Annotated in this window: 10 protein-coding genes; 5 read left to right on the top strand and 5 right to left on the bottom strand. The window is 67.8% G+C overall.

Translation table 11 applies throughout. From position 1 onward, the window contains the following. Positions 1 to 72: 72 nt before the first annotated feature. Together IHE49_RS14855 and IHE49_RS14850 are read left to right on the top strand one after the other, a co-directional pair. Positions 73 to 2,607 (top strand): EAL domain-containing protein, encoded by a 2,535-nt coding sequence (locus IHE49_RS14855; protein ID WP_192159286.1) that lies wholly within the window; start codon positions 73 to 75, stop codon positions 2,605 to 2,607. A 270-nt stretch (positions 2,608 to 2,877) separates the two neighbouring features. Next, positions 2,878 to 4,035, top strand: a complete 1,158-nt coding sequence (locus IHE49_RS14850; RefSeq protein ID WP_192159284.1) for a heparan-alpha-glucosaminide N-acetyltransferase domain-containing protein — start codon at positions 2,878 to 2,880, stop codon at positions 4,033 to 4,035. Between the two features lie 52 nt (positions 4,036 to 4,087). Here IHE49_RS14850 and IHE49_RS14845 read toward each other — a convergent pair whose 3' ends face one another. The 5 genes from IHE49_RS14845 to IHE49_RS14825 form a co-directional block, all read right to left on the bottom strand. Next, positions 4,088 to 5,452: an AMP-binding protein gene (locus IHE49_RS14845; protein WP_304626426.1), complete on the bottom strand. Its 1,365-nt coding sequence runs from the start codon at positions 5,450 to 5,452 to the stop codon at positions 4,088 to 4,090. 141 nt (positions 5,453 to 5,593) lie between these two features. Beyond that, the gene (locus IHE49_RS14840; protein WP_192159282.1) at positions 5,594 to 6,166 is read right to left on the bottom strand and encodes a Sua5/YciO/YrdC/YwlC family protein; all 573 of its coding nucleotides are present in this window, start codon (positions 6,164 to 6,166) and stop codon (positions 5,594 to 5,596) included. Beyond that, on the bottom strand, positions 6,166 to 8,661 hold the full coding sequence (locus tag IHE49_RS14835; RefSeq protein WP_192159274.1) for a DNA topoisomerase I: 2,496 nt from the start codon (positions 8,659 to 8,661) through the stop codon (positions 6,166 to 6,168). The genes IHE49_RS14840 and IHE49_RS14835 overlap by 1 nt, the downstream gene beginning before the upstream one ends. 151 nt (positions 8,662 to 8,812) lie before the next feature. Beyond that, complete coding sequence (gene dprA / locus IHE49_RS14830) at positions 8,813 to 9,940, bottom strand: DNA-processing protein DprA (protein ID WP_192159272.1); 1,128 nt, start codon at positions 9,938 to 9,940, stop codon at positions 8,813 to 8,815. A 108-nt stretch (positions 9,941 to 10,048) separates the two neighbouring features. Continuing rightward, entirely contained in the window at positions 10,049 to 11,173 is a 1,125-nt protein-coding gene (locus IHE49_RS14825) for a LysM domain-containing protein (protein ID WP_192159263.1), read from the bottom strand. A gap of 126 nt (positions 11,174 to 11,299) precedes the next feature. Between IHE49_RS14825 and def the strand changes: the two genes are divergently transcribed. Genes def through rsmB form a run of 3 tightly spaced genes read left to right on the top strand, consistent with a single transcriptional unit; the run spans position 11,300 to position 14,036 of the window. Then, positions 11,300 to 11,809: a peptide deformylase gene (def, locus tag IHE49_RS14820; RefSeq protein ID WP_192159261.1), complete on the top strand. Its 510-nt coding sequence runs from the start codon at positions 11,300 to 11,302 to the stop codon at positions 11,807 to 11,809. Positions 11,810 to 11,811: 2 nt separating this feature from the next. Then, positions 11,812 to 12,744, top strand: coding sequence for a methionyl-tRNA formyltransferase (fmt, locus tag IHE49_RS14815; RefSeq protein ID WP_192159259.1), 933 nt, complete (start codon positions 11,812 to 11,814; stop codon positions 12,742 to 12,744). Beyond that, positions 12,741 to 14,036, top strand: a complete 1,296-nt coding sequence (rsmB, locus tag IHE49_RS14810) for a 16S rRNA (cytosine(967)-C(5))-methyltransferase RsmB (RefSeq protein ID WP_192159257.1) — start codon at positions 12,741 to 12,743, stop codon at positions 14,034 to 14,036. The genes fmt and rsmB overlap by 4 nt, the downstream gene beginning before the upstream one ends.

Genomic DNA, 14,036 nt, shown 5'->3' with positions numbered 1-14,036 from the left:
CTCGTCTCCTGATTGAAAACCGAAGGTGATTCCTTGCCGCCTGCCTCGTCCAGCGCCTCGCTGATCCATCGAATGTCCCTCACCCTCTGGGGACTGTTCCTGACATTACTGCTGTTGCTGTCGGTGCTGGGCTACGTCGCCTTGTGGCTGAGTGCCGATCGCCTGGCGCCGCTGGTCATCCAGCAATGGGTGCAGATCAAGGCGCAGACCAACGAAAGCCTGCTCGTCCAGGCCGATGCCAGCGTGCGCCGCCTGCGCCAGACCCTGGTGCAGCGCCTGGACCAGGCCCCGTCCGGTACCGCCGGACGCTTCGACAGCCTGTTCGCGCGCAGCCCCGACGGGCTATGGCGCGTGCGCCCGGAATTGGTGGACACCGAGAACGCCCCCACCCTGTACCTGCACGACGGGCCGCATGGCCTTTCCGATTCGGCGCGCCTGCGCGCCGTCGTCAGCTACGAGCTGCTGCGCGAGCAGGGGCCGGCGCTGGTGCCGCCGTTTTTCTCCGCCTACATGGATTTCGTGGAAAACGGGCTGATGGTGTATTCCCGCGGCATCAATTGGGGCGGCAACGCCGATGCGCAGGCCAGCAACGCCGACTACCCCACGATGCTTGGCTCCGACCCGCGCCGCAATCCCGGGCGCCAGGTGTTCTGGACGCCGGTTTACCTGGACCAGCAGGCCCATACATGGATGGTGTCGGTCATCGCACCGCTGGACTGGCAAGGCCATTGGGTGGGCACGCTGGGGCACGACGTCGCGATACAGACGCTGATCGACTCCGTGGCGCCGCCCCGTCCAAACGCTGCCGTGCAGCAGCTCATCATGGACAGCCGGGGCAACCTGATCGCCTATTCGCAGCTGCGCAGCCGCATCGCCGCCGCACAAGGCCAATTGCAGATCGGCGCACTGAAGGATCAGGCGCTGGAACAAGCGATGCGACTGGTGCTGGCTGCGCATTCCGACACCGGCACGGGCCGCACGCCAGACGGCAGCCAATGGGTGGCCTGGTCGCGCATTCGCGGGCCGGGCTGGTTCGAGGTGAACGCGCTCCCGCAGGCGCGCGTGAACCAGTGGGTCGTGCTGATCTGGCTGGCGCTATGCGCCATCGGCCTGCTGATCCTGACGCCCACCCTGTGGCTGCTGCGGCGCCGCGTTCATGCGCTGGTGACGCGTCCCCTGCAGCAGCTGACGCGCGCGGTGGATGAACTGGGCCAGGGACGCACGCCCCAGCCGATCGCACTGGACAGCCCGGACGAGCTGGGTCGATTGGCAGACGCCTTCGACACCATGGCGGCCGAGCTGGTGCAGCAGCGCGCACGACTCACCACGCTGGCCGAGCGCGACGCCCTGACCGGCCTGTACAACCGCCACTACTTCGAAACCGAGCTGGCGCGCTTCTTCCGTGACGGCGCGCGCGCCGGCCACGAAGGCGCCGTGCTGCTCTTCGACCTGGACGAGTTCAAGTACGTCAACGACACCTTCGGCCACTTCGCGGGCGATGCGATGCTGCTGCGAGTGGCGGGCGAAACCAGGGCGCTGGTGCGCGAGACGGATACCTTGTGCCGGCTGGGCGGCGACGAGTTCGCCGTGTTCATGCCGCACGCCACACTGGACAGCGCCCTGGCATTGGCGGAACGCATCGTGCGCACCGTGGGGCGCACCACACTCGACGTCGAAGGGAAGCCCCTGCGGCTGACCACCAGCCTGGGCGTGGCGCACTATCCCGACCACGGCCAGAGTGCCGAAGAGCTCGTGTCGCATGCCGACGTGGCGATGTACCAGGCGAAGCGCCTGGGCAAGAACCGCTGGACCATCTACCGGTCCGACCGCAACGCCGTGCAGGCCATGGCCGCACGCCTGGCCTGGAACGAGCGCATCGAGCACGCGCTCGAACGCAACCTGCTGCGCCTGCATTTCCAGGGTGTATACCGCGCGGACAACGGCGAGATGACGCATCTGGAAGCGTTGCTGCGCATGATGGACGAGGCCGACCCCACGCAGTGCATCACGCCGGACCATTTCATCGGCTATGCGGAGAAAAGCGGCCGGATCCTCGACATCGACCGCTGGGTGGTGCGCGAAAGCATCGCGTTGCTGGCCGCCCATCCGGGGCTGCCGGCGCTGGCCATCAACATCTCCGGGCGTTCGTTCGACGATCCCGACCTGCCCGGCTTCATCACCGCCCAGCTGACCAGGCAGAGCGTGGCACCGAAACGGTTGCTGGTGGAACTGACCGAGACAGCCGCCATCTCCGACCTGCGCGACGCCGAGCGCTTCATCGATGCGCTGCGGCATGCGGGCTGCAGTCTGTGCCTGGACGATTTCGGCAGCGGCTTCGCCTCGTTCGCCTACCTCAAGCACCTCAAGGTCGACGTGTTGAAGATCGACGGGCTGTTCATCCGCAACCTGCCGCGCGAACGCGACAACCAGGTGTTCGTGCGCTCCATCATCGAGGTCGCCCGCGGCATGGGCCAGCACACCGTGGCCGAGTTCGTGGAAGACGAGGAAACCCTGCGCCTGCTGCAGGAATTCGGCGTGGACATGGTGCAGGGTTATTACCTCGACAAGCCGCAGGAGGATCATCCGGTGCTGAAAGACCGGCGCTGAGCTTGCCGGCTTCGTCGTGCGGTGACGGCTGCCTGAACTTCCAAACCGTTGCACGCCCGCGGCTGCCATTGCAGGCAGGAACTTTCATATCGTCGATTTCGGGTGTGCCGCCAGTCGGATATGCGGAAGCCGCTTCCGCAGAACGGCACCCGCAGGATTGCCGCCTGCGCAGCTTCGGCCATCGTCGGATGTGGCGTCGCCATGTAAGTTAGTCTGGCGATGTTTCGCCGCCTGCACGGCGAACCCGCAACGGGAGGGATTCGCACGTTGATGCAAACGCCGGCAACCACCTCCCGCCCGATGCAACGCCTCGTTGCCATCGATCTGCTGCGCGGCCTCACCGTCGGGTTGATGATACTTGCCAACAACAACGGCGGCCCCGACGCATTCTGGTTCCTGCAGCATGCGGCGTGGAACGGCTTCACGCCGACCGACCTGGTCTTTCCCACCTTCTTGTTCCTCGTCGGCGTCGCCATTCCGTATTCGACCGATGCGCGGTTGGCGCGCGGCGACGATCGCGGCACGCTGCTGCGGCATGTCTTCTCGCGCAGCGCGATCCTGTTCCTGTTCGGCATCGTGGTGAACAACTTCCCGCTGTTCCATCTCGACACGCTGCGCGTCTACGGCGTGCTGCAACGCATCGCTCTGTGCTACCTGGTTTTCGCCACGGCTTACATATGCGGCCTGCGCTGGCGCGGCGCGGCAGCTCTCGCCGCGGGCGCGCTGCTCGGCTACTGGCTGCTGATGCGCTTCGTGCCCGTACCTGGCTTCGGCCTGCCGGTGCGCGACGTGCCGCTGCTCGATCCCGTGCGCAACCTCGCGGCGTGGATCGACCGGCAGCTTTTCTCCGCCCCGCACCTGTTCGAGCAGACACGCGATCCTGAGGGCCTGTTGAGCACCTTGCCCGCGTTGGCCACCACCGCGTTCGGCGTGCTGACCGGACTCTGGCTGCGCGGCTCCGCGCCGCTGCATGCCAAGATCCGCCGCATCGTGCAAGGCGGCGCCATCTGCGTGGTGCTGGGCGCGCTCTGGAACTTCGGTTTCCCGATCAACAAGCGGCTGTGGACCAGCTCCTTCGTGCTCTTCGCTGGCGGCTGGAGCCTGCTGCTGCTTGCCGTGATGCTCCGGCTCACGGACGCGCGCAGCTCCGTCACCGATGCGGGCAACCGCCCCTTGTGGCAAAGGCCAATGCTGGTCTTCGGCACCAACACCATCTTCGCCTACATGCTGTCGGAACTGCTTGCGGCGCTGCTGTGGGCGATCCCCACCGGCGGCGGCCTCAGCCTGCAACAGAGCATCACGGATGCTTTTGGCCGGGTCATTCCCAACGGCACCGCGGCGGCAACCATTTATTCGATGGTCTACCTTGCGGTTTGCTGGCTGCCGACCTGGATCCTGTGCAGGAAACGCATCTTCCTCAAGATCTAGTCCGGCAAAGCTCAGCACTTCCTGCCCGGAATCGGTTCCGGGTGTCGCCGGGTCAGCCCAGCAAGGCCAGCAGGGCCGTGCGCGGCAACTTGCCCGTATCGTTGCGCGGCAGCGCGGACACGCGGCGCAACGGTCGCGGCAGAAATACCGGATCGACTGCACGGCGCAAGGCATCGAGGATGCTCGCCTCGTTCAGCGCGGGCGCCACGGCGAGCGCGGCGATGCGGCGCACGCCAGCGGCATCCGCCTCGTCGAGCTGGAATACCACGCCGTCCTGCACGCCCGGTATCGCCAACAGGCGCCGGGTGAGGTCGCCCAGCGAAGCGCGCTTGCCGGCGATTTCCAGCAGGTCGGTATTGCGGCCGCACAGGCGGAAGCGGCGGCCCGCGTCGTGCACGCTGACGATGTCGGCCAGCACCACCGGCTCATCGAGCTGGGGCGCCTCGACCAGGGTGCCGTCGGGCTGCGGATGCAGGCGCACGTCCTCGTACAGCGTCCAGTCCGCATCATCGGTGACGCGGCGACTGGCGAAGGCACAGGTCTCGGTGGAACCGAACACTTCCAGCAGCGGCGCACCGAAAGCCTGCTCGGCGGCCTGCGCCAGCTCGAGCGGCATCGGCGCGGTGGCGGACAGCATCGCCGCCAGCGGCGGCAACGGAGTGCCGGCAGCCACCAGCGCGCGCAGGTGCACCGGCGTGGTCACCAGCACGCGTGGCGCCGGCACCTCGGCCAGCGCGGCGGCCACGTCGGCGGGAAAGAAGGGCCGCCCCGCGTGCACGCTCACGTCGCCCAGCAGCGGCAGCAGCACGCTCATCTCGATGCCGTAGATGTGCTGCGGCGGCACGGTGGCTACAACGTGGAAACGTTCGCCGGCGACGGCGCCCAGCATCGCCAGGGTGCCGGCACTGCTGGCGCAGAGACTGCGCCAGCTTTTGGCGTTGGCGCGGGGCGTGCCGGTGGATCCGGAGGTGTAGCCGATCGCCACCCGTTGCTCCATGGGGATCTCGGGTACGGCTTCCGCCTCGCTATCGGGGCAGGCCTCCAGTGCGGGCAGCTTGCGGTAACCATGCGGCGCGGGCGACAGCGCCAGCTCGCCCAGCGCATAACTGCCGGGATGCGCGGCCATCACCTCTTCCACCGCCTGCGGCGCACGCGAGGGCGGCAGCAGGTTGGCCTGACCACACCGTGCGATGGCGCAGAACGCGACCAGGAAGGCATAGCGGTCTTCGCACAGGTTCACCGCAGCGGGCGCTTCGGGGAGCAATCCGGCAATCTGCTCGACATGGGCGAGGAATTGCGCCACGTTCACCGCCGCGCCGTTGCGCCAGGCCACGACACGTCGTGGATCGCACGCGTGCATCATCGGCGATGCGGCTTGTGCCGGCTTGCGTTCCAGGCTGTCGTAGAAGATGGCCAAGTCCTTGCTCCCGAGTCCGCGACCATGATGCAGCCGCTCTGCGCCCTGCCGACCGACGGACGGCTATCCGGATGCTAGGGACTCCCCTTGTGCGCGCCGCTGAACCGCATGCGGCAGCCAAAGCCGCGATTCACCGACGGGTCAGGCCCGAATGATAGCGCCAGTAAGCGCATCGCGGATCGTGGTGGGGCGGTCCTGAGCCCCAAGCGGGGCATCGAGCAGACCGTCCAGTGCGTCGCCGAAGTAGTCCGCCACCGTGGCCGCGCTGCGGGCGGGCGGCACGCCGTGCGGGTTTGCGCTGGTGGAGACCAGCGCGCCGCCGAACGCGCGGCACAGCGCGGCGGCGGGTTCGTGCGCGGTGACGCGCAAGGCGATGCCTGCATGCGCACCGGCCACCCAGTCGGGCACGGCGGCGCTGCGCGGGAAGATCCACGTGTTCGGGCCGGGCCAGCTGGTGCGTACCTGGGCCAGCACCGCGTCCGGCACGTTCGCGAAATCGATGTAGCGCTCCACCTGGGTGAAGTCGGCGGCGATCAGCAGCACGCCCTGGGTGGCCGGGCGCTGCTTGAGCGCGAAGATCTTCTCGAACGCCGTGCGGTCGTGCGGATCGCAACCCAGCCCGTAGACCGCCTCGGTGGGATAGGCCAGCACGCCACCCGCGTGCAGCAGCTCGGCAGCGGCGTGGAGTTCGGCAGACGTGAAGGTTCGCAGCATCAGGCAGGAGTCTTCTTCGCTTCCGTTTTCTTCGCTGCCGCCTTCTTTGTCGCAGTCTTTTTCGCGGCGGTCTTTTTCGTGGCCGTCTTCTTGGTCGCCTTGGTCGCCGCTTTCTTGGTGGCGGCCTTCTTCACGGCCGTCTTCTTCGCCGCCGGCTCCTTCTTCGCCGCAGTCTTGCGACCAAAGCGGCCACCCTTCTTCACCGGGGCGGCGGCGAGCAGCTCCAGGCACTGCGCCTCAGTGAGCTCCTTCGGCTCGGTGTCCTTGGGGATGCGCGCGTTCTTCTCGCCGTCGGTGATGTACGGGCCGTAGCGCCCGTTCAGCACCTGCACGCCATTGCCGAAGTCCGCGATCACGCGGTTGGCGAGCAGCTCCAGCTTTTCCTGCACGATTTGCAGCGCGCGCGGCAGCTCGATGGTGTACGGATCGTCCTCGGGCTTGAGCGAGGCGTAGGTGCTGCCCTGCTTCACGAACGGTCCGAAGCGGCCGATACCCACGCTCACTTCGTCGCCGTTCGGCGCGGCGCCCAGCTTGCGCGGCAGCTTGAACAATTCCAGCGCCTCTTCCAGCGTGATGGTGTGCATGCTCTGGCCGGGACGCAGCGACGCGAACTGCAGCTTCTCGTCGCTGTCCTTGTCGCCGATCGCGGCATACGGCCCGAAGCGGCCGAGGCGCACGAACACCGGCTTGCCGCTCTTGGGATCGCTGCCGAGTTCGCGCGCGCCGGTGGCTTCGCTGCGGTCCACCGATTCGGTCTTTTCCTCCACCTGCTGCTTGAACGGCTGCCAGAAGCGCTGCATCAGCGGCACCCAGGCTTCCTCGCCGCGGCTCACTGCATCGAGTTCGTCCTCGAGCTTGGCGGTGAAGTCGTAGTCCACGTAGCGGGTGAAGTGCTGGGTGAGGAACTTGCCCACCGCACGGCCGATGTCGGTGGGTTTGAAGCGGCGGTTGTCGAGCAGCACGTACTCGCGGTTGAGCAGCACCTGGATGATGCTGGCGTAGGTAGAGGGACGGCCGATGCCGTATTCCTCCAGCGCCTTCACCAGCGAGGCTTCCGAATAGCGCGGCGGCGGCTCGGTGAAGTGCTGGTCGGCGGCGATCTCGTGCAGCGGCACCTGCTCGCCCTTCTCCAGGCGCGGCAGGCGGCGGCCTTCGTCCTCGTCGTCCGCGTTCTTCTGGTCGCGCCCCTCCTCGTACACGGCGAGAAAGCCGGGATCGACCACGGTGGTGCCGGTGGCGCGGAACGCGGCGGGGCCGCCAGCCGCATGCGGCAGGTCGAAATCCACCGATACGGTATTGAGGGTGGCGTGGATCATCTGGCAGGCCACGGTGCGCTTCCAGATCAGCTCGTACAGCTTGCGCTGTTCGTCGTTGAGGAAGGCGGCCACTTCGCGCGGCGTGCGCATCGCCGAGGTGGGGCGGATCGCCTCGTGGGCTTCCTGCGCGTTCTTGGATTTGGATTTGTAGAACTGTGCGTGGTCGGGCAACGCCTTGTGGCCGAAGTCGCGCGCGATCAGCGCACGCAGCTCGCCCAGCGCGTCGTCGGACAGCGCCACCGAGTCGGTACGCATGTAGGTGATCAGGCCCACATTGCCTTCGCTGCCGATGCTCACGCCTTCGTACAGGCCCTGCGCCACCTTCATGGTGCGGCTGGTGGTGAAACCGAGCTTGCGCGCGGCCTCCTGCTGCAGGGTGGAGGTGGTGAACGGCGGTGCGGGACGGCGCTTGCGCTCCTTGCTGCCCACCTCGCTCACGGTGAGGCGGCCGTGCGCGGCCTCCTTAAGCACGGTGCGCGCAGCCATCGCGTCGTGTTCGTTGGTGAGGTCGAACTGTTCGAACTTCTTGCCGCGCAGCTTGGTGAGCTTGGCGCTGAACTCGCCCTCGGCGTGGCGCAGCTGCGCCTCCACCGTCCAGTACTCGCGCGCCTTGAACGCCTCGATCTCCTCCTCGCGTTCCACGATCATGCGCAGCGCAGGCGACTGCACGCGGCCGGCGGAGAGTCCGCGCTGCACCTTGCGCCACAGCACCGGCGACAGGTTGAAGCCCACGAGATAGTCCAGCGCGCGGCGCGCCTGCTGGGCATCGACCAGGTCGTGCGAGAGCTGGCGCGGCGCGGCCACGGCGGCCTTGATCGCCTTGGGCGTGATCTCGGAGAACACCACGCGGTGCAGCTGCTTGCCAGCGGTGAGGCCGCGGTCCTTGAGGATCTCGCTGATGTGCCAGCTGATCGCCTCGCCTTCGCGATCCAAGTCGGTGGCGAGGTAGATGTCGTCGGCGAGCTTGGCGGCCTTGGCGATCGCGTCCACGTGTTTTTCGTTGCGCTCGATGATCTCGTAGTGCATCGCGAATTGGTGCTCGGGATCGACCGCGCCCTCCTTGGGCTTGAGGTCGCGCACATGGCCGTAGGAAGCGAGGACCTGGAAGTCCTTGCCGAGGTATTTGTTGATCGTCTTGGCCTTGGCGGGCGATTCGACGATGAGCAGGTTCTTGGCCATGAATCTCTTGCTTTGGGCGTGGTGAAACCATGCCGCAGTGCGGCATGCCTATATATCTAGTGAGACCACGCCAACCGGCGCACTGTCAAGCCGGGGGGCGTGAAAGCGTGTCAGGGCGCGGGTTCCGGCACAGTTCACCCGAGTCGGACCGTCAGGGCAAGCGCTGGTAACGGTTGCCGGGCAAGCCAGCCACGCGATCTTCCAGTTCCAGCATCAACAGCATAGAGGACAAGGCCGCCGCCGGTAGCCCGCTGCGTGTCGCCAGCTCGTCCAGCGTGGCCGGATCGTGCCCCAGCGCGGCTAGCAGGCGTCCGTACTCCGGGTCGTCGTGCCAGCCGCCGGCGCGACCCGGTGCCGGGGCATCGGGCTGGGCCAGCCTGACAGCCAGTTCCACGCCCAGTGCGCGCGCGGCGGGCGCTAGCGCCTCGACCACCTCGCCCGGCTCCTCCACCAGTCGCGCCCCGTCGCGGATCAGCCGATGGCAGCCGCGCGCCAACGGATTGGCGATGGAACCGGGCAGCGCGAACACCTCCCGCCCCTGCTCGCCGGCCAGCCGCGCCGTGATCAGCGAGCCCGACTTCAGATCCGCCTCCACCACCACGGTGCCCAGCGACAAACCCGCGATGATGCGGTTGCGGCGCGGAAAGTGGTCGGCGCGTGCCGCCGTGCCCAAGGGGAATTCGCTGACCAGCGCGCCCTGCGCCACGATGCGTTGCGCCAGCGCACGGTGCTTGCGCGGATAGACCCGGTCCGGCCCTGTGCCGACCACCGCGACGGTGGCCGCGCCCGCCTCCAATGCGGCCTCGTGGGCAGCACCGTCGATGCCGTCGGCCATGCCGCTGGTCACCGTGAAACCGGCCAGCGCCAGCTCCCGGGCGAAGCGGCGCGCATGTTCCAGCCCCACCGGACTGGCGCCGCGCGCGCCCACGATGGCCACCTGCGGATGCAGCAGCAGGCTGGCGTCGCCCGCCACGAACAGCACGGCGGGCGGCTGCGGGATGGTCTCCAGCAGGGGCGGGAAATCCGCCTCGGTACAGCGCAACAGCCGATGGCCGGGTTCGGCCAGCCACCCGAGGTCGGCGGCTAACCGTACTTCGTCGGGAGCATCCAGCCACGCCGCGGCGCAGTCGTCCAGCATGGCCGTCCGTCGGCGCAACAGCGCCAGCGCGGCATCGATGCGGCCACCGGCCGCAACCAGCGCCTCGCGCAACCTGCCCGCCCCGAGGCCCGGCGTACGCAGGGCGATGAGCCAGGCGCGCAGCTCGTTGGATTCGTCCATGCGGCGAGTCTAGTGACCGCCAGGAACGACAACGGCGCGGGGTTGCCGCGCCGTTGTGTGGGTGAAGGCCGTGCCGACTCCTCTTCCCGCCGGGAAGAGGGGGAAGCGTCACTCCGGCAGTTGAAGCTTGTCGCCCTTCTTCACCGGACGCAGGCCGTCCATCACCAGGCCATAGCTGACATGGTCGAAAGTGCGGAACACCATCACATGGCCGATGTATTCGTCCGGCAGGGTGACATGCGGGCCCACGCCGCGACGCCAGCTGCTGCCGGCTACGTCGTCGTGGATGCGCTCGCCGGGCTGCCAGATGGCGAAGGTGGTGCCGTTGTCCACTCCGTCGGCCGAACCCACCGACAACGCCACCACCTGATGCGGGCCTACGGCATCCATCGCGCCAGTGAACGCGATCACGCGACCATCCTTCGGCAGGCTCTTCGGCGCATGCGGGAAGAAGCTCGGGTCGTAGGGGTTGTCGTCCACCGGCATGAGACGATCGCCCTTGTGGATTTCAGAGGTGGCTTCCAGCACCAGCAGGGTGGTCGGATCGCCCGTACGCAGGGTTTCGGCGGTGCCGATCACCTTCACCTCGAGACCCATGTCCTTGCCGCGGCGATATTGGCCGGAACCGTTGTTGAAGTCCTCTTCCCACGGCGACTTCACCACCGCCACGTTGGAGTACAGGTCGTCGCCATAGAGCGTGGTGCCACCGTTGCCGTCGTCATAGCCGCGGAACACGTGCTCGGGCCGCACGATGGCCCAGCGCTGGCCGGGCTGCGTGTCCAGGCCACGCACGTAGATGTTCTGGCCCGAGCTGCCGTCCAGCTGGTCCTCTTCCAGGCCGACCACATAGGGGGCCTTGCTGACCACGCTGGAATCCATCACCCGCAGGTCTTTGAGGAAGGTCTTCACGGCATCCAGCGGGATCGCCGGGACGGCATCGTCGCTGTGCACGCTGGGCTCCAGCCTCAGTGCCGGGCCGCCATTGATGAAGGACAGATTGAGGATATCGCCCGGGTAGATCAGGTGCGGATTGCGGACCTGGGGGTTGGCCTGCCAGATTTCCGGCCACAGCCAGGGCTTGGCGAGGAACTTGGCCGAGATGCCCCACAACGTGTCGCCACGACGCACGGTGTAGGAATCGGGATGGTCGCTGCGCAGCTGCGAAGCACCAGCGGCGCACACCGCTGCCGCGACCATGGTGCCAGCCAGCACCGTGAAGGCTTTCTTGAACATGGGTGGGATCCCCTCTCCCCAGCGATTGGAGCGAGTGTAACCGAAGCATTAAGCCGTGCAATCGGCAACCGTTCGCAGAATCCGCGGCCATAGGTCGTCCGGGGGCGGCGTACTACAATAGCCAGCATGTCCGTGCTCACCATCCTCGAATTCCCCGATCCCCGCCTGCGCACCAAGGCCGCGCCGGTCACCGTGTTCGACGCCCAGCTGAAACGGTTCGTCGCCGACATGTTCGAAACCATGTATGCGGCCAATGGCGTGGGTCTGGCGGCCACCCAGGTGGACGTGCACCAGCGCGTGCTGGTGATCGACATGAGCGACGAGCGAGACCAGCCGCTGGTGCTGATCAACGCCGAGATCGTGGAGCAGGACGGCGCGCAGGTGTACCAGGAGGGCTGCCTGTCCTTCCCCGGGGTCTATGCCGATGTCACCCGTGCGCTGAAAGTGAAGGTGAAGGCGCAGGATGCCGACGGCAAGGAATTCTTCTACGAGGCCGAGGGCCCGCAGGCCGTGGCCGTGCAGCATGAGATGGACCACCTCGCCGGCAAGGTGTTTGTCGACTATCTGTCGCCGCTGAAGCGTTCGCTGCTGCTGAAGCGCCTGGAAAAGCAGCGCAAGCAGGCGGCCAGCGCTTGAGCATGCGGGTCGTCTTCGCCGGCACCCCGGAATTTTCCGTCCCCTGCCTGGAAGCCTGCAGCGCCAGCGGCGCCGAGGTGGTGGCGGTCTATACCCAGCCCGACCGCCCCGCCGGCCGTGGCCGCAAGCTCTCGCCCAGCCCGGTGAAACAGGCGGCGCTGGCCGCCGGCATCGCTGTCGAACAGCCGGAATCTCTGAAATCCGCCGAAGCGCAGGCCACACTAGCCGCGTACCAGCCGGACCTGGTGGTGGTCGTCGCCTACGGCCTGATCCTGCCCCGCAAGGTGCTGGCCATCCCGCGCCTTGGTTGCTGGAACGTGCATGCCAGCCTGCTGCCGCGCTGGCGCGGCGCGGCGCCGATCCAGCGCGCCATTCTCGCCGGCGACACCGAGACCGGCGTGGGCCTGATGCAGATGGAGGCCGGTCTGGACACCGGCCCCGTGTTGCTGGAAAAGCGCACGCCGATCACCCGCGACGACACCGGCGGCACGCTGCACGACCGCCTTGCCGCACTGGGCGCCGAAACCCTGGCCGAAGGCCTTGCCCATATGCTGGCTGGCGGCATGCTGGCTGCCACGCCGCAGGCCACCGACGGCGTTGCCTATGCGCATAAATTGGAGAAGAGCGAGTCCGCGCTGGACTTCGGCCGCCCCGCCATCGTCCTTGAACACCAGGTGCGCGCTTTCGACCCCTGGCCCGGCAGCGACGCCGAGATTGCCGGCGAACGGGTGCGTGTCTGGGCGGCGCGAGCCGTCGAACATCCGCACGTTGCCGACCCGGGCGCCGTGATCGATGCCGGCCGCGAAGGCATAGCCATTGCCTGCGGCGAAGGCGCACTGCGCATCACCGCAATGCAGCGCGCAGGCGGCCGGCGCATCAGCGCAGCGGATTACCTCAACGCGCGACCCGAACTGCGCTCCCAGCGCGCGCCATGACCGATACCCGCGCGCTGGCCGCGAAATCCCTCGCCGACATCGCCCTGCACGGTGCCTCGTTGCGCGAAGCGATGGATCGCCACGCGCAAAAGCTCCCCGACCCGCGCGACCGCGCCCTGTTGATGGCCCTGGTCAGCGACGGTGCCCGCTGGTGGCCGCGCTTCGATGCCGCCCTGGACCGCCTGCTGGAACGCCCGCTGCGCAGCAAGGAGCCGGCCGTGCATGCGCTGCTGGTGCTGGGCCTGGTGCAACTGGAAGTGCTGGAGTTGGCCGATTACGCCGCGGTGGCAGCCACGGTGGAAGCGGTGCGCGCATTGAAGCGGCCGCAACTTGCGGGGCTGGTAAACGCGGTGCTGCGCCGCTGGCAGCGCGAACGCGTCACGCACCTCGCCGCACTCGATGCGAAACCGGAAACCCGCCATGCCCATCCGCGCTGGCTGGCCGAGGCCATCGCACGCGACTGGCCGGCGCAGGCCGACGCGATCATGGCGGCGGACAACCGCGAGCCGCCGCTGATGCTGCGCGCGAACCGCCGACGCAGCGATCGCGACAGCCTGATCGAACGCCTGCGCCTCGACGGTCAGGCGGCCGAACCACATGCATGGCTTACCGACGCCGTCGTGCTGCCGCACAGCACCGACGTGACCCGCCTGCCCGGCTTCGCCGAAGGGCTGTTCGCGGTACAGGATGGTGCAGCACAGATCGCCGCCGATCTCGCCGATGTGCGCGATGGCCAGCGCGTGCTGGACGCCTGCGCCGCACCTGGCGGCAAGGCCTGCCACCTGCTTGAGCGCGCGAATGTCGCGCTCACCGCGCTGGAATTCGAACCGAAGCGCACGGAACGCATCCGCGAAAACCTCTCCCGCCTGCATCTTCAAGCCAGGGTGATCGTGGGCGACGCCGGCCAGCCTTCGGCATGGTGGGATGGCCAGGCCTTCGACCGCATCCTGGTCGACGCGCCCTGCTCCGCCACCGGCGTGTTGCGCCGCCGCCCCGACGTGCGCCTGCACCGGCGTGCGGACGATATTTCCGCACTGGCGGCGCAGCAGTGGCGCATCCTCGAGGCACTGTGGCCACTGCTGGCACCGGGCGGCCGGTTGCTCTACATCACCTGCTCGCTGCTGCGCGCGGAGAACGAGGCGGTGGTGGCACCTTTCCTTGCCATGCACGCCGACGCGCATGCCGTGCAGTTCACGCTGCCTGCCGGGCAGGCCGCGGCCGCAGGCTGGCAGATCCTGCCCGGCGATGGGGATCTCGACGGCATGTACTATGCGGTGCTCGAAAAGCGCTGA

It is taken from the genome of Rhodanobacter sp. 7MK24 (genome assembly GCF_014842995.1).
Taxonomy (GTDB): Bacteria; Pseudomonadota; Gammaproteobacteria; order Xanthomonadales; family Rhodanobacteraceae; genus Rhodanobacter_A.
This window is presented reverse-complemented; position numbering and strand designations above follow the sequence as displayed.